This is a genomic window from Natronorubrum halophilum, assembly GCF_003670115.1.
GTDB classification, from domain to species: Archaea; Halobacteriota; Halobacteria; order Halobacteriales; family Natrialbaceae; genus Natronorubrum; species Natronorubrum halophilum.
Map to the genome: position 1 here is coordinate 124,979 of NZ_QQTY01000005.1, position 19,344 is coordinate 144,322.

At 65.3% G+C, this 19,344-nt stretch carries 20 protein-coding genes; 9 read left to right on the forward strand and 11 right to left on the reverse strand.

The window, feature by feature from the left end:
- Positions 1–5: 5 nt before the first annotated feature.
- Positions 6–2,258, reverse strand: coding sequence for an NADP-dependent malic enzyme (locus DWB23_RS19460; protein ID WP_121744454.1), 2,253 nt, complete (start codon positions 2,256–2,258; stop codon positions 6–8).
- Between the two features lie 199 nt (positions 2,259–2,457).
- On the opposite strand from DWB23_RS19460, the gene DWB23_RS19465 reads away from it, so the two are divergent.
- Complete coding sequence (locus DWB23_RS19465; protein WP_121744455.1) at positions 2,458–2,955, forward strand: Mov34/MPN/PAD-1 family protein; 498 nt, start codon at positions 2,458–2,460, stop codon at positions 2,953–2,955.
- Positions 2,956–3,114: 159 nt separating this feature from the next.
- Positions 3,115–3,546, forward strand: coding sequence for an adenylyltransferase/cytidyltransferase family protein (locus DWB23_RS19470; protein ID WP_121744456.1), 432 nt, complete (start codon positions 3,115–3,117; stop codon positions 3,544–3,546).
- A gap of 114 nt (positions 3,547–3,660) precedes the next feature.
- Here DWB23_RS19470 and DWB23_RS19475 read toward each other — a convergent pair whose 3' ends face one another.
- Together DWB23_RS19475 and DWB23_RS19480 are read right to left on the reverse strand one after the other, a co-directional pair.
- Positions 3,661–4,350: a cohesin domain-containing protein gene (locus tag DWB23_RS19475; protein ID WP_162989880.1), complete on the reverse strand. Its 690-nt coding sequence runs from the start codon at positions 4,348–4,350 to the stop codon at positions 3,661–3,663.
- A gap of 240 nt (positions 4,351–4,590) precedes the next feature.
- Positions 4,591–4,914 (reverse strand): DUF5789 family protein, encoded by a 324-nt coding sequence (locus DWB23_RS19480; RefSeq protein WP_121744458.1) that lies wholly within the window; start codon positions 4,912–4,914, stop codon positions 4,591–4,593.
- Between the two features lie 348 nt (positions 4,915–5,262).
- Here DWB23_RS19480 and DWB23_RS19485 point away from each other — a divergent pair, with 348 nt between their 5' ends.
- Positions 5,263–6,537, forward strand: a complete 1,275-nt coding sequence (locus DWB23_RS19485; RefSeq protein ID WP_121744459.1) for a YncE family protein — start codon at positions 5,263–5,265, stop codon at positions 6,535–6,537.
- 185 nt (positions 6,538–6,722) lie between these two features.
- Here DWB23_RS19485 and DWB23_RS23195 read toward each other — a convergent pair whose 3' ends face one another.
- The gene (locus tag DWB23_RS23195; protein ID WP_162989881.1) at positions 6,723–6,878 is read right to left on the reverse strand and encodes a hypothetical protein; all 156 of its coding nucleotides are present in this window, start codon (positions 6,876–6,878) and stop codon (positions 6,723–6,725) included.
- 264 nt (positions 6,879–7,142) lie between these two features.
- Here DWB23_RS23195 and ilvD point away from each other — a divergent pair, with 264 nt between their 5' ends.
- Entirely contained in the window at positions 7,143–8,879 is a 1,737-nt protein-coding gene (gene ilvD / locus DWB23_RS19490) for a dihydroxy-acid dehydratase (protein WP_121744460.1), read from the forward strand.
- Between the two features lie 107 nt (positions 8,880–8,986).
- Here the strand turns inward: ilvD and DWB23_RS19495 are convergent, their stop codons facing one another.
- Positions 8,987–9,688: a glycosyltransferase gene (locus DWB23_RS19495; RefSeq protein WP_121744461.1), complete on the reverse strand. Its 702-nt coding sequence runs from the start codon at positions 9,686–9,688 to the stop codon at positions 8,987–8,989.
- A 95-nt stretch (positions 9,689–9,783) separates the two neighbouring features.
- Between DWB23_RS19495 and DWB23_RS19500 the strand changes: the two genes are divergently transcribed.
- Both DWB23_RS19500 and DWB23_RS19505 read left to right on the forward strand, forming a co-directional pair.
- Positions 9,784–10,761, forward strand: coding sequence for a beta-ribofuranosylaminobenzene 5'-phosphate synthase family protein (locus DWB23_RS19500; RefSeq protein WP_121744462.1), 978 nt, complete (start codon positions 9,784–9,786; stop codon positions 10,759–10,761).
- 63 nt (positions 10,762–10,824) lie between these two features.
- Positions 10,825–11,154, forward strand: coding sequence for a transcription factor S (locus DWB23_RS19505; protein ID WP_121744463.1), 330 nt, complete (start codon positions 10,825–10,827; stop codon positions 11,152–11,154).
- 146 nt (positions 11,155–11,300) lie between these two features.
- On the opposite strand, the gene DWB23_RS19510 is transcribed toward DWB23_RS19505, so the two are convergent.
- Positions 11,301–11,990: a YqjF family protein gene (locus tag DWB23_RS19510; RefSeq protein ID WP_121744464.1), complete on the reverse strand. Its 690-nt coding sequence runs from the start codon at positions 11,988–11,990 to the stop codon at positions 11,301–11,303.
- 157 nt (positions 11,991–12,147) lie between these two features.
- Complete coding sequence (locus tag DWB23_RS19515) at positions 12,148–12,546, reverse strand: DUF5518 domain-containing protein (RefSeq protein WP_121744465.1); 399 nt, start codon at positions 12,544–12,546, stop codon at positions 12,148–12,150.
- Positions 12,547–12,662: 116 nt separating this feature from the next.
- On the opposite strand from DWB23_RS19515, the gene DWB23_RS19520 reads away from it, so the two are divergent.
- On the forward strand, positions 12,663–13,994 hold the full coding sequence (locus DWB23_RS19520; RefSeq protein ID WP_121744466.1) for a DNA polymerase Y family protein: 1,332 nt from the start codon (positions 12,663–12,665) through the stop codon (positions 13,992–13,994).
- Between the two features lie 130 nt (positions 13,995–14,124).
- The gene (locus tag DWB23_RS19525) at positions 14,125–15,444 is read left to right on the forward strand and encodes a J domain-containing protein (RefSeq protein ID WP_121744467.1); all 1,320 of its coding nucleotides are present in this window, start codon (positions 14,125–14,127) and stop codon (positions 15,442–15,444) included.
- A 1-nt stretch (position 15,445) separates the two neighbouring features.
- On the opposite strand, the gene DWB23_RS19530 is transcribed toward DWB23_RS19525, so the two are convergent.
- From DWB23_RS19530 to DWB23_RS19540, 3 genes are all read right to left on the reverse strand, one after another.
- Complete coding sequence (locus tag DWB23_RS19530; RefSeq protein WP_121744468.1) at positions 15,446–16,105, reverse strand: uracil-DNA glycosylase family protein; 660 nt, start codon at positions 16,103–16,105, stop codon at positions 15,446–15,448.
- Positions 16,106–16,206: 101 nt separating this feature from the next.
- Positions 16,207–16,938: a helix-turn-helix domain-containing protein gene (locus DWB23_RS19535; RefSeq protein ID WP_121744469.1), complete on the reverse strand. Its 732-nt coding sequence runs from the start codon at positions 16,936–16,938 to the stop codon at positions 16,207–16,209.
- A gap of 216 nt (positions 16,939–17,154) precedes the next feature.
- Positions 17,155–17,565 (reverse strand): CopG family ribbon-helix-helix protein, encoded by a 411-nt coding sequence (locus DWB23_RS19540; protein ID WP_121744470.1) that lies wholly within the window; start codon positions 17,563–17,565, stop codon positions 17,155–17,157.
- A 172-nt stretch (positions 17,566–17,737) separates the two neighbouring features.
- Between DWB23_RS19540 and DWB23_RS19545 the strand changes: the two genes are divergently transcribed.
- Complete coding sequence (locus DWB23_RS19545; RefSeq protein ID WP_121744471.1) at positions 17,738–18,229, forward strand: metal-dependent hydrolase; 492 nt, start codon at positions 17,738–17,740, stop codon at positions 18,227–18,229.
- A 57-nt stretch (positions 18,230–18,286) separates the two neighbouring features.
- Here DWB23_RS19545 and DWB23_RS19550 read toward each other — a convergent pair whose 3' ends face one another.
- Complete coding sequence (locus DWB23_RS19550; RefSeq protein ID WP_121744472.1) at positions 18,287–19,171, reverse strand: COX15/CtaA family protein; 885 nt, start codon at positions 19,169–19,171, stop codon at positions 18,287–18,289.
- Positions 19,172–19,344 lie beyond the last annotated feature (173 nt).

Genomic DNA, 19,344 nt, shown 5'->3' on the forward strand with positions numbered 1-19,344 from the left:
CGCGCTTACTCCGCCTGGGCGTCGACGGTCGCAACGGCTGCCAGGTTGACGATATCGGAAACCTCGTCGTCGCGCTGGAGGACGTGAACCGGGCGGTCCATGCCGACGAGCATCGGACCGATCGCTTCGGCACCGCCCAGGCGCTGGAGCAGTTTGTAGCAGATGTTGCCCGCCTCGAGGTTCGGCAGAACCAGGACGTTCGCCGGTTCGTCCAACTCGGTAAACTCGTAACTCCCCTCGAGCATCTCCTCGACGACGGCGGTGTCGGCCTGCATCTCGCCGTCGACCGGGAAGTCGATCGCCGGATCGTCGCGGAGTCGCTTCGCCGCCCGGCGGGGCTTTCGAGTCCCCTCGTTGTCGACGCTGCCGAAGTCGGAGTACGAGAGCAAGGCGGCTCGAGGCTCGACGTTGAACCGCCTGGCGAGGTCGGCCGTGTGGCGCGTGATCTCGGCCAACACTTCCTCGTCCGGGTCCTGGTTGACCGTCGTATCGGCCAGGAAGGCGACGCGGTTCTTGAACGTCAGCATGTAGACGCCCGCGGCGTAGTCGGTGTCGGGTGCCGTCCCGACGACCTGTAGCGGCGGGCGAAGCGCCGACGGATAGTGGTTCGTGAGCCCGGTCAACATCGCGTCGGCGTCTCCCTGGTCGACCATCACCGACGCGAAGTAGTTGCTATCTCGAATGCGATCTCTCGCCTCGGTTCGGGTGATTCCCTTGCGCTGGCGGCGCTCGTAGAGCGCGTCGACGTAGCTATCGTAGTCGCCGGCGGACGGATCGACCACCTCCGGTTCGAACTCGAGGCCGAGGTTCGCCACGGCGGTTTTGATCACGTCTTCGTCGCCGATCAGGACCGGGCGGGCGATCTCCCGCTCTTCGATCTGGGCCGCCGCGCGGATGATCTTCTCGTTCGCCCCTTCGGCCAGCGCGAGTCGCTGCGGATCGGTTTTGGCCTTGTTGAACACCGTGCGCATCATCTCACGGGACTTTCCGAGTCGGGCCTCGAGGCGCTCGACGTACGCCTCGGGATCGATCTCGGCCCGGGCGGCACCCGAATCCATCGCGGCGCGGGCGACGGCGGGGGCGACCTCGAACAACACCCGCGGGTCGAGCGGTTTCGGGATGATGTACTCGGCGCCGAACTGGAGCGGCTGATCGCCGTAGGCCTTGCGGACGGCGTCGGGAACGTCTTTTTTCGCGAGGTCGGCGATGGCTTCGGCGGCCGCGACTTTCATCGCCTCGTTGATCTCCGCCGCGCGCACGTCGAGCGCGCCACGGAAGATGAAGGGGAAGCCGAGGACGTTGTTCACCTGGTTCGGGTAGTCGGAGCGTCCGGTCGCCATGATGACCGTATCGTCGCGCGCGGTCTTCGCCGTCTCGTAGTCGATCTCGGGTTCGGGGTTGGCCATCGCGAAGACGATCGGATCGGCGGCCATCGAGCGCACCATCTCCGCGGAAACGATACCGCCGGCGGAGAGTCCGACGAAGGCGTCCGCATCCACCATCGCGTCCGCCAGCTCGCCCTCGGGCACGTCTCGTGCGAATTCCCGGCTGTACGGGTCGAGATCGCCGCTCTCTGCTCGAGCGGTCGTCAGAACGCCGTCGATATCGACCATCGTGATGTTCTCCTTTCGGACACCCAGCGACACGAAAAACCGGGCGGTCGCGAGGGCCGCTGCGCCCGCGCCCGCGAAGGTAACGGAGAGGGATTCGAGGTCCTTGCCGGAGATTTCAACGGCGTTCAACAGCGCCGCGCCGGTGATGATCGCCGTCCCGTGCTGGTCGTCGTGAAAGACCGGGATGTCCATGCGCTCCCGAAGCCGTTCTTCGATCCGGAAACAGTCCGGAGCGGCGATATCCTCGATGTTGATCCCGCCGAAGGTCGGCCCCATCGCCGCGACCGATTCGACGAACGCGTCGGCGGTGTCGTGATCGAGTTCGATGTCGAAAACGTCGATGTCGGCGAAGCGTTTGAACAGCACCCCTTTTCCCTCCATGACGGGTTTCGAGGCCTGCGCGCCGATGTCGCCGAGACCGAGCACGGCGGAGCCGTTCGAGACGACGCCGACGAGATTACCCTTCGCAGTGTACTGGTAGGCCTCGTTCGCGTCCTCGTCGATCTCCAGACACGGCGCGGCGACGCCGGGCGAGTAAGCCAACGAGAGATCCCGCTGCGTGCTCGTCGATTTCGTCGTCCGGATCTCGATTTTCCCCGGCGGATCGTCGCGATGGTACTCGAGTGAGTCTTCGTCCAGTGACATACGTTTCGGTACGAATACCCCTGGGAAAAGAGCCTCGCTATTACGGTTCGAGAGCGTATGTACACCTATTTGATCCTTGAGAAACATCACGTACAATCCGGATAGTTCCGAGACGCGGCCGGAACCGGTAGACGGGCCGGCGCTCGAGCCGTCCACCCCTATCGGAACGTTTAGCAACCGCAAGCCCGCAGGTCGTGATATGGGTCTGTTCGACGCGCTGTTTCGCTCGAGCGAGATTCTCGGCATCGCCGAGGAGACGCTCGAGTTCGCCCTCGAGTCCTCGGAGGCGTCCCACCCGAACGAGTACATGGGATTTCTCCGGGGGACCGAGGCGGACGAAGTCGGGCTGGATCGAGACGGACTCGTCATCACGGATATCCTCGTGGTTCCCGGCACCGAATCAAACAGCGTCAGCGCGACCGTCAAGACGAACCAGATCCCGAACGACGTGAAGGCGCTCGGCAGCGTTCACTCCCACCCGAACGGCGTGATCAGTCCGAGCGATGCGGATCTAGGGACGTTCGGCCGGGGAAGCGTCCACATCATCATCGGCGCGCCCTACCGCCGTACGGACTGGCAAGCCTTCGATTCGCGGGGCGAACGGACCCAGTTGAACGTCCTCAACGTGGACCTCCCCGAAACCGAGGACTTTTTCGATTTCACGCAGGCGGATATCGACGACGAACTCCGACGATAGTATGAGTATGCTCGAGACGACTACTGATCTGGACGACCGACGGACGACGGGACCGACAACCGAGGCCGGACGATCGACGGGTGCGAGAGTCACAGCGCGACCGACCGCACCCGCGGCCGTACGCGCGCCGGTGACCGCGACCCGAAGCCGGAGGCGCACATGACGCGGACGGTTATCGCGCAGGGAACCTTCGATATCCTCCACCCCGGCCACGTCCACTATCTCGAGGAGGCCGCGGCGATGGGCGACGAACTGTACGTGATCGTCGCCCGCAAGGCGAACGTCGACCACAAGGAAGCACCGATCTGCCCCGCGACGCAGCGTCGGGACGTCGTCGACGCGTTAGCGGTCGTCGACGAAGCGATACTCGGTCACGAGGAGGACATCTTCGTCCCGATCGAGGAGATCGATCCCGACGTGATCGCGCTGGGCCACGACCAGTACCACGACGTCGGGGCCATCGAAGACGAACTCGAGCGTCGCGGCATCGACTGTACGGTCGAACGCGCGAGCGGGCGCGAGGCGACCGACGAGGACGAGATCCTCTCGACGCGGCGGATTATCGACCGCATCCTCGAGCGACGCGGCTGAGAGGGGAGTACGACCGAGTAGCTCGTGGTACCGTCGGCCAGAAACCGCTCCAATTCTTGCAGCACTCGAGTACGAGCGTGGGTGCAGTTCCGGGAGAGCAAACGGGAGCGAGGCTCAGGCGCGTCGCAGCGTCGCTCCCGCGAGGAGGGCGAGCACGGCCACGAGCGCGCCGCCGATGCCGAATCCGGGGACGGTATCGTCGCTACTCTCACCGCTCTCGTTGCCCGTTTCAGGCGCTTGAGCGTCGACGACGGTCGCGTTCTCGTCGACGATCACGGAGCCGTTGTGGGTGAACGATTGCATGGACCAGTCACCCTCCAGGTCGCTCTCGACGGCGGTGATGTTCACCGGGGACGCCGCACCGTCCGCGCCGTCGTCGACGCTGAGGGTGAGCGTCGCAATTCGGGCGTGACCGGTTGCGCCGCCGTCGACGGGATCACGATACTGTTCGACGCGGGCGTAGCCGGCGCCGTTATCGATATCGCTGTCGGTAACGACCGCCGTCTCGTTTCCTTGTTCCATCCATGGCCCGTGGTGAACGTCCTCGACGGTCAGGACGTCGCTATCGTACTCGACCCCGAACGCGACCCGTTCGACGCCGACACCGCCGTATCCGCCGTCGCTGGTCATCACGACGGCGACGTGGATGGTCTCACCGGGCGGCGTCTCGGCCGTCTCCGGTTCGACCTCGAGGATCGTCGCGCTGTCACCGCCTGCAGCGGTCCCGGCGAACCCAACGGTTGCGAGACTCGCGAGCAAAACGAGGGCGACCACGGAGACGACCGAAATTCCACGTCCGCGCACGATTAGCTCGTCTCCATGCCGCCACGGCCACCTGCACCAGCCGACGTCACGACTGGTCCGTCGATGCACACCGGTCGACGACGCTGCATGATATTCGTACCCAGCGGCCAGATGGCATAAATACTCCGCGATGCCGAACGAGGGTCGTTCCGGTGGGGATCCCGGCTCGTCCCGTTCACAATCGGATGTCGTTCACTACGTGTCGCCACTACTGCGAGTCGGGAAACCGGGCCGAGATCATCAGAAGGAGAGCTGTGGATCTTCCCGTCGCTCCCCCAGTGCGGGCGGCGTTCGATCGGAGTAGTAGCGCCGGCCGATCGCTCGGCTGTCGACCATGTTGAACAGCGCTTGCCGCGCCTCGCTCGGCGACTCGTACGTTTCGTTCGCGAACGAACCGAGGATATCGCCGACCGATTCCGTACCGTTCGGAAACTCGAGTACGTGTTCGCCGTACGCTTCGACGAGTTCTTCGTTCGTACTCGGGTACGAATGCTCCTCGAGTTGCCCTGCTAACTCACCGAATTCGACACCGAGCTCTCGATGTGGGATGTTGCTGTCAGTCATCGTCGATTCGGGATCCCTACACCACCGATTCACAAACGTCTATGGGGGTGTCAATCGGAGTGAACGGTTCTGATCATCCGGTACCAGTCGGTGGGATCCGGGTTCGGTGCGTACCGCTTTCCCCGCCGGATTCGCTCGCTGCGGTCGCGGACGTATGCTGGGGTACGTCCTCGCCTGCGTTGGGCAACACGGCTTCCGAACCCGTTCGCAACTGAGCGGTTTACCGGAGCCATCCCGACGAGTTCCACGGGTTCCACAGATCGCACACCCCTCCGACAGCCCCGAAAACGGGCGTCTCATCCCCTGATAGCGAAGGGGTTTTACTCGGTCAGTATCGATTAGTTGGAGATGACAGAACGGAACACTCGGCGGCGATTCCTCCAGACGAGTACCGTCGTCGGCGGGCTCGCGCTGGCGGGCTGTTTCGGTGACAGCGGTAACGATGATGACGACAGCACCGGTGACGAAGACGAAACCGAAGCGGTGTTCGACAGCGCCAGCCCGATCTGTCACGACTACACGCGGGACGGACGGTACGCCTACGTGACGCTCGGTCCCAACTACAGCGAGGGCGGTCTCGTCGTATTCGACTTCGAAGCCTTCGAAATCGTCGCGGAGTTCGCGGATATTCCCGGTAACTTCGGAGCGATCGCCCATCCCACCGACGCGAAGTGCTACGTCAACGCCGGCCGCGCCGACGTCGAGGGTGTCGATCCCAAAGGCGAGTGGTGGGTCTTCGACACCGACGAGCACCTCCCGATCAACCCGAAAACCGGCGACGTCGACGCGGAGTACGATATCGACGAGATCACTCGAGAGAGTAACGGCTACGACACCCACGGCATCGCGTTCACGCCCGACAGCGAGGAGCTGTGGATGGTCAACCGGGACACCGACGACGGATTCGTCGTCGATCCCGAAACCGACGAAGTCATCGACGAAATCGAGAACGCCGGCACCTCGCCGGACATTCTGACGGCCTCGCCGGACGGCGAGTACATGTTCGCGACGATCCGCGGGCCCGACCAGCAGTCCGGCCCTCACGCCATCGCCGGTGACGAGCCGGGCGTCGCCGCCCTCGACGTCGAGAGCCGCGAGCTGGTTCGGGTCATCGAACCCGATCCGATCGACGGCTACTCCGACGACGAGATCGCGGACGAAAGCATCGCTATCCCGGACTACCACGGTATCGGCATCGTTCCCGACGAGGCCGACGGCGACTACGAGCTGTGGGCTCTCGATCAGGGTACCGCGACGCTGTACGTCATCGAACCGGCCGGCGACGGCTTCGAGGTCACCGCGGACATCAACCTCGGCGACGGAACGAGAGAGACGCCACACATGGTCGATTACGACTCCGAGTTCCGCTACGGCGCGATTCCGAGCACCAGCGGCGGCAAGACGCTGATCGTCAGTGTCGCCGGCCACGAGATCGTCGCGGAACTCGACACCGGTGCCGGCTCGCACTTCGCCGGCGTTGCTCCCGGCGACGAGTCGATCCTCGTCGACGTGATCGGTGCCGAGAAGTTCGTCGAGATCGATGCCGACTTCGAGAACGAGGCGTTCGAGATCGGCCGAGAACTCGCCCTCTCCGAACTCGAGCAGTTTCCCGGCGGCGAATAAGGAGAGCGGATCGAACGCGGACTCGAGCGGATCTACAGTTCTTTTTGCGACGGGGATCGTGAACAGCGCAGCGATATCGAAGACCGAAACCGGACGACTGCTGTGCGTTCCCAGTGACGAACCGGTCGGAGAAAAGAGACGGGCGCTGGTTCACACGGTTTTGCGGCCCCGTTCGAGTCGCTCGCTCAGTTTTCCAGAATGACCGGCGGTGGCAGTCGCAGCGAATCGACCGCGTGGCCCGTCTCGACGAAGTGGTCGATCGCTCGCTTCGATACCTCCGCTTCGGTGTAGCCCTCGGCAGTGCTGGCCTGCCACCCACATTCGAGGCAGTATTTACACATTCGTTACTCTGTCAGTCACTCTGTGGCACTGGCGGGAAAGACCAGTGCAGGAAAGCGAAGGTACGAGCGTGTGCAGGGTCGGAAACCACGGTGAAACGGCGAAATCGGCCGCGGATCGTTATTTTTCTCCGAGTGAATTTCTCCGTTCGACACCGAGCGGTATCACCGCATCGCGTACCGCCGGGCGAAAGTCACGGGTCGTGTGATCTGGGAGCCAGTGCCGGTATCCGAGGCTTTTAAGCGCCGAGGTGGCAATCCCACGGTATGAGCCAACAGCCCGAACAGCGATCGCCCGCGGAGGGCAAACCCGACGAGCTGCCGAGCAAGGAGGTCACGGAGGGGACCGAACGAGCACCCCACCGTGCGATGTTCCGCGCGATGGGATACGACGACGAGGACCTCTCCTCGCCGATGGTGGGCGTCGCGAACCCGGCCGCGGACATCACGCCCTGTAACGTTCACTTAGACGACGTCGCCCAGTCAGCGTACGACGCGATCGACGACGCCGACGGCATGCCGATCGAGTTCGGCACGATCACGATCTCCGACGCCATCTCGATGGGTACCGAGGGAATGAAGGCGTCCCTGATCTCGCGGGAGGTCATCGCCGACTCCGTCGAACTGGTGGCCTTCGGCGAGCGCATGGACGGCCTCGTCACCGTCGGCGGCTGCGACAAGAACATGCCCGGAATGATGATGGCCGCCATTCGAACGGACCTGCCGAGCGTCTTCCTCTACGGCGGCTCCATCATGCCGGGCGAGCACGAGGGCCGCGAAATCACGGTCCAGAACGTTTTCGAGGGTGTCGGTGCCGTGGCCGACGGCGAGATGTCCGAAGACGAACTCGACGAGATGGAGCGCAACGCCTGCCCCGGTGCCGGCTCCTGTGGCGGCATGTTCACCGCCAACACGATGGCCTCGATCTCCGAGACTATCGGGTTCGCACCGCTCGGGTCGTCCTCGCCGCCAGCGGAGGACGAGGCCCGCTACGAGGTCGCCCGCGAGAGCGGCGAACTCGCCGTCGAGGTCGTCCGAGAGCAACGAAAGCCTTCGGACTTCCTCTCGAGGGAATCGTTCGAGAACGCCATCGCGCTGCAGGTGGCCATCGGCGGCTCGACCAACGCCGTGCTCCACCTGCTGGCGATGGCCGCCGAGGCCGGCGTCGATCTCGACATCGAGGACTTCAACGAGATCAGCCGCTCCACGCCGAAGATCGCCAAGCTCCAGCCAGGCGGCACGCGCGTGATGAACGACCTCCACGAGGTCGGCGGCGTTCCGGTCGTCCTGAGCGAACTTCTCGAGGCCGACCTGCTCCACGGCGACGCGCTGACCGTCACGGGAGAGACGATGGCCGAGGCGCTCGAGCGCGTGGATCCGCCGCGGATCGGCGACCTCGACGCCGACTTCCTCTACACCGTCGACGACCCCGTCGACGAGCGGGGTGCGATCCGCATCCTCACGGGGAACCTCGCGCCCGACGGTGCCGTCATCAAGATCACCGGCGAGGACCACCTCCGTCACGAGGGGCCGGTCCGCGTCTTCGAGGAGGAGGAGAACGCGATGGCGTACGTCCAGGAGGGACGCGTCGAGGCCGGCGACGTCCTCTGTATTCGCAACGAGGGACCCCGCGGCGGACCCGGCATGCGCGAGATGCTCGGCGTCACGAGCGCGGTCGCCGGCCAGGGCCACGCCGAGGACGTCGCGCTGTTCACGGACGGCCGGTTCTCCGGTGCCACCCGCGGGTTCTCGATCGGTCACGTCGCGCCCGAGGCCGCCGCCGGCGGCCCCATCGGGGCACTCGAGGACGGCGACATCGTGACCATCGATATCGACGAACTCGAGCTTTCCGTGGATCTCTCCGACGAAGAACTCGACGCGCGTCTCGAAGAGCGCGACCTCCCGGAACCCCAGTACACGACCGGCGTGCTGGCGAAGTACGGCCAGCTATTCGGCTCCGCGGCCAACGGGGCCGTGACGAACCCCGGCGCGAAGCAGGACTGACGGACGATCGGCTCGATCGCCGCGTCGCGTCCATTTTTCGAACGGAGGGCGTCTGGGTTCACGCGCGGACGCTCGTCCGGCCACTGCTCGAGTCGGATACCGGCGCGTCAGAAGTGCTCCCGAGTCGGCGACAGACCGGGGATCGCGTACTCGAGGTAGCCCACGAGATACGCGAGAAAGAGCGGGACGTAGCCCTCTCGTTCCTGCCGGCGGGAGGAGGTCGCCACCGGGCAACGGTGATCGTAGACGACCAGCCCCGCCTCTCGCAGCCGCAGGGAGAGGTCGGTGTCCTCGAGAAAGGAGAGCGCGTCGTCGAACCCGCCGACCACCTCGAACGCCGACCGGCGCACGCTACAGTTACAGCCGGGTTGCTGGACGAAGCCGAGGGGCCAGCTAACCCGGTACCACCAGTCCGAGAGGATGCGAAAGAGCACGTCGTGGCGGAGCGTGCCTGCGAGCGGTCGGAGCGGGCCGCCAACGCCGACGACGGCGGGGGTCGCGTAGTGGCGGAGGTGCGCGCGAACCCACGCTCGAGGGACGACCGTGTCGGCGTCGGTGAACAACAGGACGTCGCCGGTCGCTATCGCTGCGCCCTCGTTTCGAGCGCTCCCCGGTCCGTCCCGGCGATCGTCGACGAGCACGCGTTCGGCGACCGGGTGCGCGCGTGCTGCCGCCAGCGTTTCGTCCCCGCTCGCGACGACGATCACCTCGAGACTCCCGTCGAACGCTTGGGCCGCGAGCGAGTCCAGCGTACGCTCGAGGCGGCGCGGTTCGTCGCGAGCGGGAACGACGACCGATGCGGCATGCATCGACCGTAGCTGTCGCCGCGAGCGCGATAATCGCTTCGACGACAGTCGTTGCCACCGTCGAAACCCCCTTCCGGGGGGGTTCCCTACCGCCCCGCATGGCAATCGCGACCGTCAGCGCGGGTGCCCGGCTCCACGTCGGGTTCCAGAACCTCTCGCTCGCTCGCAGACGGCTCTACGGCGGCATCGGCGTCGGCCTCGAGGAGCCGCGCGTGACGGTCACCGCCGAACCCGAATCCGGCGTCGAGTGCGACGACCCGCTGGCTCGAGTGTACGCATCCCGCGCCGTCGACGTCCTCGACGTGTCGGGCGTCGCGCTGACGCTCGAGGAGCGACTCCCGCGCCACGTCGGTCTCGGCAGCGGCACGCAGCTGGCGCTCTCGGTGCTCGTCGCGACGGCGCGAGCACACGATATGGATCCGCGCGTTCGAGCGCGCGCGCCGGCGATGGGGCGGGGCGGCCGCAGCGGCGTCGGCGTCGCGACGTTCGAGGACGGCGGCTCCGTCGTCGACGCCGGCCATCCGACGAACCGGTTCACGACGGAGCCGCCGGCGGAGGGCGACTGGACGGTCCCGCCGGTCGTCGCTCGTCACGACCTGCCCGACGACTGGCGGTTCCTCGTCGTCGTCCCCGACGCCGAACCCGGCCGGAGCGGCGACGACGAGGACGCGAGTATGCGATCCGTCGTCGAGCGCGCCGATCCCGCCGTCGCCGACGAAATCGCCGGCGTCGTCACCCGGAAACTGCTGCCGGCCGCCGCCGAGGGGCGACTCGAGCCCTTCGGCGAAGCCGTCGCCGAGATCGGTCGCAAGAACGGCGCGTGGTACGCCGACGCGCAGGGCGGCGTCTTCCGACCGCCCGCGGGAACGCTCGTCGAAACGCTCGAGGAGTGTCCGGTCTGTACCGGCGTGGGCCAGTCGTCGTGGGGGCCCGTCGTCTACGGCGTGACGGACCGTGACCACGCCGAGGAGGCCGAAGTCGCGGCTCGAGCTGCGCTGCGCGACAACGGCCTCGAGGGGCGAGTTATCCTGTCACGGTCGGACTCGAGCGGGGCTCGAGTTCAGACCGATGACTAGCCGAGATCGGTACCGCGTTCCGATGGAGGAGCACTTTTGCGGCCCGAGACGGTACGAATACGCATGCAGTTCTGCGACGACTGCGGTTCGATGATGAAAGCCGACGGCGACCACATGGTCTGTACGAACGACGACTGCGGCGGCTCGAGCGAGCGGGATCGCGACCGCGAGGACGCGTTCGTCACGACCGAGTCGCAGACGGACACCGAGGTGATCGAGTCGGACGAGAACGCGAACTTCGAAGGGAAGCCGAAGGCGACGGACGTGGTCTGTGACGAGTGCGGCAATCAAGAGGCGTGGTACACGCTCAAGCAGACGGCCTCGGCCGACGAGCCACCGACGCGATTCTTCAAGTGTACCGAGTGCGGGAAGCGCTGGCGCGGCTATAACTAAGCGAACTGCTCGAGCGTGTCCGTCAGGTACGGACGCTGTTCGCCGAGTCGTGGTGAGTACGAAGGATATCGATCCCGCCGGAACTCGACGGTATCGGAAACGGACGGGCCAGCCGATCCAGTACGATACGTCCCCTCCTGAGAGGGCTACAAGCGTTTGCTCCGCGCCGCGATCACGTCGAGACCCGGACTGTAGTAGTAGATCGGGTCGGCGGTCGGCCGGTCGAAGCCGTGAGAAGCGTGCAGCGTGTTCGTCTCGATCTCGGCGGTAGCCGGGTACAGCGTCCACGGTTCGTGATCGACGTCGGTGTACCGGATCGATCCGTCCTGGGACTCGGTGTAGAACCGATAGCGCTCGACCAGAAACTCGCCGAACGGGTCGTCGGGTGCCGAGAACGGCTCGTCGGTCGGCCAGTAGGTACCCTCGTACTGCGCGGGTCGTGCGCCCGGGTGGCGACGGCGGCTGCTGAACGTTACCCGGCCGTCGTCGTACTCCAGAGCGATACGCGCGTAGTAGTAGGGGAGGTGGTGGAAGAGGCGAGCGCCGATAACGCTCGAGATGCCCTGCGCGTCGAGGCTGAAAAAGTAGACGCTGGGAACGCCGTCGCGGGTGACGTACGTTCTGACGTTGAGTTCGGGCAACCGGATTCCGACCCGTTCCGGCATCCCTTTCGGACGGACGGCGACGTTCGTGAACGGAACGACCGAGAGCCACGCCGAGCCGTCGTGCTCGTCGGGTTCCAGACGCTCCGGAAGGTGTGCGTCCATCACGTCCGGATCGACCGGCCAGTTCTCGAACAAGAGATGCCGCCATCCCATCTCCAGCGGGACTACCATAGAAACGTTCAGTGCTGTCGATAAAAGTTCCTTTGGTCTTTCGCGCCCACCGGCGTTCAGTCGCGACGTTTCCCAGCCGAACCCGCTCCGCGGAAACGCGTACGGTTTCCACCGGACTACCGGCGTCGCTCCTCCGAATACCGGCGACCCGTTGCGCTCAGAGTTCGTTCCTGACGTAGATCCCGAGCACCGCGCCGAGGATTCCCAACCCGACGGCGTAGACGGCGACCACCAGGACGGCGAGGAACAACACACCGAACATCGGCCCCGAGCTACCGACTCCGAGGAAGAACATCGAGGCGAGGAAACCGAAGACGACGAACGGGACGAGCATGACGACTCCGGCGAGTGCGCCGACTCGCAGTCCGTCGGCCGGATCGCCGCCCTCGAGATAGCCGGCGACCGCGCCGCCGAGCAGCGTCGACCCGGGAAGGAACGAGAGAACGATCCCGGCGAGACCGCCGAGTAACGCGTTGAACACGGTGTTCGAGTCGTCGTTCGATCCGGTACCGTAGGTGTCGATCGGCGGTGGCGTATCGGCGGTATCGGAGACCATCGGAGCTAGTTTCGTTACCATGACAACAAGTAGTTGTTGTAGCGTTTCGAGCCGCTGGGTCCGGCGACCACGGGCACAACGTTCACAACGATTCGCGCGAACCGTCCAGTAGACGAATGACCGACGGGCCGCGGCTACCGGGCGTCGAAACGGAAGACGAGGAAGAGCGGATCGTCTGTCACGTCGACGCCGACTGCTTTTACGCGTCGTGCGAGCGCCTCCGCGAGCCCGAACTCCGCGGGGAACCCGTCGTCGTCGGCATGGGCTACGAACCCGGCGACACCGTCGGTGCCGTCGCCACCGCCAGCTACGAGGCTCGCGAGTTCGGCGTCGAGAGCGCCCAGGCCATCTCGAGCGCGCTCGAGCGGCTTCCCCGACGCGCGACTCTCGACGAAGCTGCAGCGGACTACGATCCGGAGCTGACGCCCGAGGAGACCGGATACTACCGGTCCGTCGATATGGACTACTACGAGTCGATCGCTGAGGAGGTCCGCGAGATCCTGCACGACTGTTCGGACACCGTCCGGGAAGTGAGCATCGACGAGGCGTACCTCGACGTCACCGACCGCACCGCCTGGGAGGTCGCGGACGGCTTCGGACGCCACATCAGGGATCGGATCCGCCGGGAGGTCGGCGTCACCGTCAGCGTCGGCGTCGCACCGACGATGAGCGCGGCCAAGATCGCGAGCGACTTCGACAAGCCCAACGGGTTGACCGTCGTCGAACCCGGCGAGATACGGGCGTTCCTCGCCCCGCTCGAGGTCGACCTGCTCCACGGCGTCGGCCCCGTGACCGCCCGCGAGTTGCGCGAGATGGGTCTCGAGACGGCCGGCGACGTCGCCGCGACCGACCCGGAGCCGCTGGTCGAGCGGTTCGGCGAGCGCGGGCAAGAACTGTACGACCGCGCGCGGGGGAACGACGACCGGCGGGTCGAGCCCAAGGGAGAGCCGAAGAGCTTCTCGCGCGAGTCCGCGTTCCCAGCGCCGGTCGAGGAGCCGGAACCGAAGTACGAGCAGATCGAGGCGCTCGCGACGGCCGTCGCCGACCGCGCCCAGCGCGAGGGAGCGTTGTACCGAACCATCGGGGTCAAGGCCGTCCTCCCGCCGTACGACGTCAATACCCGCGAGCGCTCCCTGTCGGGGCCGGTCGACGACCCCGACCTCGTCGATCGCATCGCTCGCGACCTGTTCACGGAGTTCGAGAGCGACCCCGTCCGCAAACTCGGCGTCCGGATCGCTAACCTCGAGTTCGCGGCGGCCGATCAGGCCAGCCTCGATAGCTGGGATCGGAGCGAGATCGACCAGCGAGCCGACGGCAATGACGCAACCGACGATACTGACGAACCTGCTAGTGTCACCGATCACGCCGACGATGACGAACGGGAATCGATGACCCGAGCGCGGAGGGACCGCGCCGACGGTCAGTTGTCGTTGTGCGATTTCTCGTGACGCTTCTGGAACGGTAATCTACGGGTGGACGACGCTTACGGCGTGTCTCTCACGATGAACGCCGTGGACGTGGTGCCTGAAAAACTATAACCCCCCGACGACAACTCATACCAGATTCCCCGACTTTCACATGACTGAGGATTTCTACGACCTTCTCGACGTTCCATCCGACGCCTCTCAGGACGAGATCAAGGACGCCTACCGCGAACAGGTCCGCGTCTACCATCCCGACCACAACGACGACGACCGGGCCCGAGCACAGTTTACGGCGGTCAAGAAGGCGAACGACATTCTCGGCGATCCCGTCGAACGACAGGCCTACGACCGCCTCGGCCACGAGGACTACGTCGCGAAGCGAACCAGCGGACTGCCCTCGGCCGACGTCTGGAAATCGACCGAAACGAATTCGAGCGGGTCGGATTCCGACAGCGCGACCGGATCGGATAGGACCACGTCGGGCGACGGCTCGAGAACGACGTTTACGGACTCCGACGAAACGGCAAACGCCTCGAGCGACGCCGCATCGGAGGCGTCGAAAACGACGGCGAAATCCGCCGCCGGCACGACGGCTGGCGGAACGACATCGACCGGGGGCTCGAGCACGAGCACGAGAGCGAGTGCAACCGGGACCACGGCCGGGACAGCGACCGGGAGCGAGAACAGGGGCACAGGCGAGTCGAACCGAGCCGCTGGATCGACCGACGGCGGGACGGCTCGCGGAACTGCGCGGTCCCGGACCGGCGGGCGATCTCGGTCCGGATCCGGCCGGTTCGGCGACAACGCGGTCGTCGGCTCGTGGCGACGACAGAACTTCTCGCTGCCGCTGATCTGGCTTTCGGTGGTCGTCTATCTTGCCGGACTCGTCGACTTCGGTCTCGCGAACGAATCCGCGCTCCGGACGCTGTGGGCCGAGCTGAGCGCCGTCGGTGGAGATCCAGCCGGCATCTGGGAGACGCTCTCGAGTAGTCGGTACGGCGTCGATCCGACGGCCGAGTACCTGGTCGCGTTCGAACTCGTCGCGCCGGCGCTCGAACGGCCCCTGTGGGACGCCGCACTGGCTGGGATCGTCGGCCTGACGGTCGTCGCCTTGCTCGGCGCTCGAGTGCTCCGGGATCGGGAGACGACGGCGCCGGTCTCGATCGACGAGACGATCGTCCTCGCGCTCGCCCTGACCGTGGCGACCACGCTCGCCGGAGGGCCGCTGCTGGCCGGTGCGGTCTTGATGCCCGTCCTGTTCGGCCTGATCGTTCGTCACACGCGGCGCGGGCCGGGCTGGAAGCCGTCGTACCTGTACGTCGTTCCCGTGCTGGCACCGGCCGTCGGATTCGGGATCACGGCGGCCGGCGAGGCGACGCTGGCGCTCGACCTTGTTACGTTCGTGGTCCTTCCTCTCGTCGGGGCGCTCGGACTGCCGCTGCGGGCGACGATCAGGAAACGCTTCGGTCGGTAGGTTAGCCGACCATCGTCGCGACGCCTTTCGTCTGCCGGTAATCCCGGCCGAGGATCGCCTCGAGTCGCGAGACGATCGCCTCGTGCTCCGTATCCTCCCAGTCGGTCGGATCCCGAATCGGAACGATCAGGAAGCCGCGACCGCGGATCTCGCGGGCGTGAAGCCTGGCCATATCCAACTCGAGTCGATCCCGCTGGGTCGTGTACTCCCGGAGGACGTGGTCCGTCGCTCGTTCGCCGACCGGCAACAGGATGTGGGCGTTGATCGCCCGAAGCTCGGCGTCGAAGTAGCGCTCGAGCGTCGCGTAGCTCTCGTCGGTCGGCGTCTCGTCCGCCGGCAGACAGCACATGTGGATGTAGCTGGCAAAGCAGTTCTCGAGAACCGGGCGATCCCGCGGGCCGGTGGCGAAACCCACCTCGCGAAGGATCGCCTGGATCGCCACTCCAGCCTCGGTTTCGGTGAACGGGACGCCGGTCGATGCGCCGCCGTGGACGCCGGGGTAGTCGCCGATCAGGTGAAAATCGGCGTTGGCGTCGCCGTATCCGAACACGGCCGTCCGCTCGTCGGCTCCAGTTCGGTCGAACGGCGGTCGCAGACCGAACGGGTTGCTCGTCCGCTCAGTGACGTTTTTCACGAGCGTCAAAAGATCACCGAGAATCATATACTGTTCGCTGTCTCGGGCATCCGAGTTCGATCCGTGACGTGGCGCGTTCGCGGACTATCGCTACGCTACTTGAGTAACAACTGAAACGAGTGACACGCTCAATCGGTCCTCTCGGCATCCGACTGTCTCTCGCTCTCTGACCCGTGTTCCGGACGCCGTGGCGACGGATCGAACTCGTCGGAAGCCGAATCGGCGGCGACCGTCGAGTTGATGAGTGCCGTGAGCCCGCGGCGAAGCCGCTGTGAAACGGCGGAGTCGGAAATATCGAGTTGGTCGCCGAGTTCGACGAGCGTGGTCCGTCGCGGAACGTCGAAGTACCCCGCATCGTCGGCGGCGACGATCAAATCCCGTTGTGCCGCCGTCAGGCCGAATCGGCGGTCATCGCTGGGGCTCACCGTTTCGTGTAACTGAACGAGTTCCACCGAGATACCCTGATCGACGCAGTCCGTATAGAACGCCGAGAGATCCTCGTACGACGGGAATCGAAGTCGGAAAGTCCACCGCGTCTCGGTCCCGGTGGCGCTCGTGACGATCACGTCCTGCTCGCGAATCGACTCGATGACGCCGTTGACGCGATCGGTCCACGTGACCTTGATAAGGGCGTGTTCGTCCGTTTCGTCGACGACCGACGCGTCGGAAACGACCGGATCCTCCTCGAGGGAGTCGACGATCGACTCGACGACGTCGGCCGGAGCCCAGAAGTACGGAATCACCCCTTCGCTCGTCGGGACCGTCGTCTCGACGGTCAGCGTCACGTCCTCGTCCAGTTCGAGGGGCGACCCGAGCGGAAACTCCGCCGCTGGAACGGTGATTGTCGCGAGAATACTCATTGCTCACGCGACTCCTCGAACGAACCCCCATCGTCCCTAGCGCCAAATCGTCGAGATCGGTCTAGTTGCGGAGGTGATGACGTCAGCGTCTGTCGAACGTACCGGTCCATAGAGAGCACGTCCGGTGAAACAACTGCAGGAGCTTACAAGAATTGAGAGGTTAGATACCGAAGTAGTTTAAGTACTAGCCGATCGCGGGACGCCACCGAAACGGCACTAGTGATCGCGCTCCATCCCCGTCTCTGCACGGAGTAACGTTACCGAAACACGGCCGACGGCGTCGAAATCCTTCAGACAGTAGACGAGGTTCCGGACTCGCCCGGCCGGTCCGTGACAGAAGACGGCCTCGAGACACCATTCCCTGTGATGGACGTGGCAGGTCGTGTCGGTCTCGGATTGGAACTCGTGTTGGACCTCGTGTAGGTCCTCGATGATCTCCTCGTGGACGTAGTCGAAGACGACCGTTGCCGCGACCGTTCCGTGGGCTTGCTTCAGACGGTGGTGCGATTCGATGTACTCCTGAATCGCTTCCCGCAACGCGCGGGAGCGAGAATCGAGGCCTTCGGCCTGCCACGTCCGGTCGAACTCGGCCAGCATCTCCTCGGGAACGTTGAGGCTAGTTCGCATGTTCGCCCGTTCGCTCGGAGACGAAAAAGGTGCGGCGGTCACGACGCGCCCCTGACGACTACACGGTCGAACGCGCGTTCTCCATCGTGATCGACCCAGCCCGCTCGCTCCGCGTTCGTCGCCGCCGAAATTACGGAGTTTTTATGCGTCAGTGTGGAATTTCGTCGAACGAATGTATCAGTTCGGTCACTACGGTGCCGCGTTGCTCGTATACGCGCCACTGGGTACCGTCGTTGCGTTCGGCGGTTACGAGACCGCGGCACTCGTCGGCGCACTCGCTTGCGTCGCCCTTTCGACGCTCCCCGACTGCGATCACCGGCTCCCGCTAATCGAGCACCGCGGGCCGACCCACTCGCTGGTTTTCGCCGTTTTCGTCGGCGCGGGACTCGCCGCACTCGCCGCACTCTTCGTCGAAACCTCATCGCCGTTCGCCGATCTCGGATTCGTCGTCTTCGCCTTCGTCGTCGGCACCCTCTCGATCGGGTCACACCTCCTCGCGGACGTGTTGACGCCGATGGGGATCCGTCCGTTGTGGCCGTTTTCGCGCCGACACTACACGCTCGAGGTGACGAGAGCCGCAAACCCGATCGCGAACTACGTCCTGTTCGGACTCGGCGTCGCTGCGGTTCTCGCCGGAGTCGTAGTGATCGCGGCGCTCGGCTGATAGCGATACGAAACGGAGGCCGCGCCGACGGTTCGAAGCTGGTGGCGAATCGCCGCGTTAGGGCGACCGTGTGTCGGTCGCCTCGCTCGGGGTGACTCGAGTCAACCAGATGCCGGCGAGGAAGGAGACGAGGAGGAGTCCGGCGGCGGCGATGTAGAGATCGTCGAGCAGGGGGCTGTACGTCATCACGGCCCGGCGACCGACGAAGACGACAAGCAAGGCGAGCGCCGCCGTCCCGCTCAAAAGACCAGTCAGACGGGCGCTTTCGAATCGGCGGCGACCGATCATCCCGGCGACGATGACGGCAGCCAGCAACGCGAGCGTGACGCCGTACTGCGCCATCTGGAGGGACGGGCGATAGGTCGTGATGTCGCCGATCACCAGCGGGCTGAGGGCGACGTGGAACGGGAGCGACACGGCTCCGAGTGCGAGCGCACCGGTGACGTATCCGGCCGTCAGGCGCGGTGCCCAGACGCGGACGGTCGCTACGACGAACAGCACGAAGATGAGGACGGCCGTCCAGAAGTGAAGCGACAGGATATCCATCGTGTACTGGGTGACGGTTTCGCGGCCCAGGACGACCTGGACCGGCGTCAAGATCATTCCGGCGACGACGAGCGCTGCCACGCGCGTATCGATATTCGGCAGTCGAACGGCCGCGACGGCGGTCCCGATGATGGCGACGCCGGCGAACATCGCGACGAATCGGTGGAACCACTCGTAGAAACTGGGGAGGTTCGACGGGAACAGGTTGTACGGCCCCGCATCGCACAGGGGCCAGTTTTGCTCACAGGCGAGCCCGGACCCGGTCGCTTTCGCAGCGACGCCGAGCAGGATGGTCGCCGCGACCAACACGAGCGTCATCGCGAGCAGGTGGGGAAAGCCAAACCGTTCGATCAGCGGACGGAGTACCGGACGCGAAGTGTGACTATCGGTCGACACGGGCGTTCAGCCGGGGGTTAGGTCCAGCTATACTTAGGTTGCCCGAGTCGTTCTTAGTACGCTGGAATCGGGCGGTAGAACCGACCACAACCGGCGGGTAGCGACACGCGACGGTACGACGATCCCGCGACCCGCGCCGCCGTGTTCGTCGCATTCAAGGGCCGGCCACGCCA

Excerpts from the sequence above, each read along its gene's own strand:
- DWB23_RS23195 (WP_162989881.1), bottom strand. The coding sequence starts at position 6,878 with ATGTGTAAATACTGCCTCGAATGTGGGTGGCAGGCCAGCACTGCCGAG.
- DWB23_RS19495 (WP_121744461.1), bottom strand. The coding sequence starts at position 9,688 with ATGCATGCCGCATCGGTCGTCGTTCCCGCTCGCGACGAACCGCGCCGC.
- DWB23_RS19535 (WP_121744469.1), bottom strand. The coding sequence starts at position 16,938 with ATGAGTATTCTCGCGACAATCACCGTTCCAGCGGCGGAGTTTCCGCTC.
- DWB23_RS19465 (WP_121744455.1), top strand. The coding sequence starts at position 2,458 with ATGGGTCTGTTCGACGCGCTGTTTCGCTCGAGCGAGATTCTCGGCATC.
- DWB23_RS19545 (WP_121744471.1), top strand. The coding sequence starts at position 17,738 with ATGTATCAGTTCGGTCACTACGGTGCCGCGTTGCTCGTATACGCGCCA.
- DWB23_RS19540 (WP_121744470.1), bottom strand. The coding sequence starts at position 17,565 with ATGCGAACTAGCCTCAACGTTCCCGAGGAGATGCTGGCCGAGTTCGAC.
- DWB23_RS19515 (WP_121744465.1), bottom strand. The coding sequence starts at position 12,546 with ATGGTCTCCGATACCGCCGATACGCCACCGCCGATCGACACCTACGGT.
- DWB23_RS19485 (WP_121744459.1), top strand. The coding sequence starts at position 5,263 with ATGACAGAACGGAACACTCGGCGGCGATTCCTCCAGACGAGTACCGTC.
- DWB23_RS19480 (WP_121744458.1), bottom strand. The coding sequence starts at position 4,914 with ATGACTGACAGCAACATCCCACATCGAGAGCTCGGTGTCGAATTCGGT.
- ilvD (WP_121744460.1), top strand. The coding sequence starts at position 7,143 with ATGAGCCAACAGCCCGAACAGCGATCGCCCGCGGAGGGCAAACCCGAC.
- DWB23_RS19525 (WP_121744467.1), top strand. The coding sequence starts at position 14,125 with ATGACTGAGGATTTCTACGACCTTCTCGACGTTCCATCCGACGCCTCT.
- DWB23_RS19520 (WP_121744466.1), top strand. The coding sequence starts at position 12,663 with ATGACCGACGGGCCGCGGCTACCGGGCGTCGAAACGGAAGACGAGGAA.
- DWB23_RS19460 (WP_121744454.1), bottom strand. The coding sequence starts at position 2,258 with ATGTCACTGGACGAAGACTCACTCGAGTACCATCGCGACGATCCGCCG.
- DWB23_RS19510 (WP_121744464.1), bottom strand. The coding sequence starts at position 11,990 with ATGGTAGTCCCGCTGGAGATGGGATGGCGGCATCTCTTGTTCGAGAAC.
- DWB23_RS19505 (WP_121744463.1), top strand. The coding sequence starts at position 10,825 with ATGCAGTTCTGCGACGACTGCGGTTCGATGATGAAAGCCGACGGCGAC.
- DWB23_RS19500 (WP_121744462.1), top strand. The coding sequence starts at position 9,784 with ATGGCAATCGCGACCGTCAGCGCGGGTGCCCGGCTCCACGTCGGGTTC.
- DWB23_RS19470 (WP_121744456.1), top strand. The coding sequence starts at position 3,115 with ATGACGCGGACGGTTATCGCGCAGGGAACCTTCGATATCCTCCACCCC.
- DWB23_RS19530 (WP_121744468.1), bottom strand. The coding sequence starts at position 16,105 with ATGATTCTCGGTGATCTTTTGACGCTCGTGAAAAACGTCACTGAGCGG.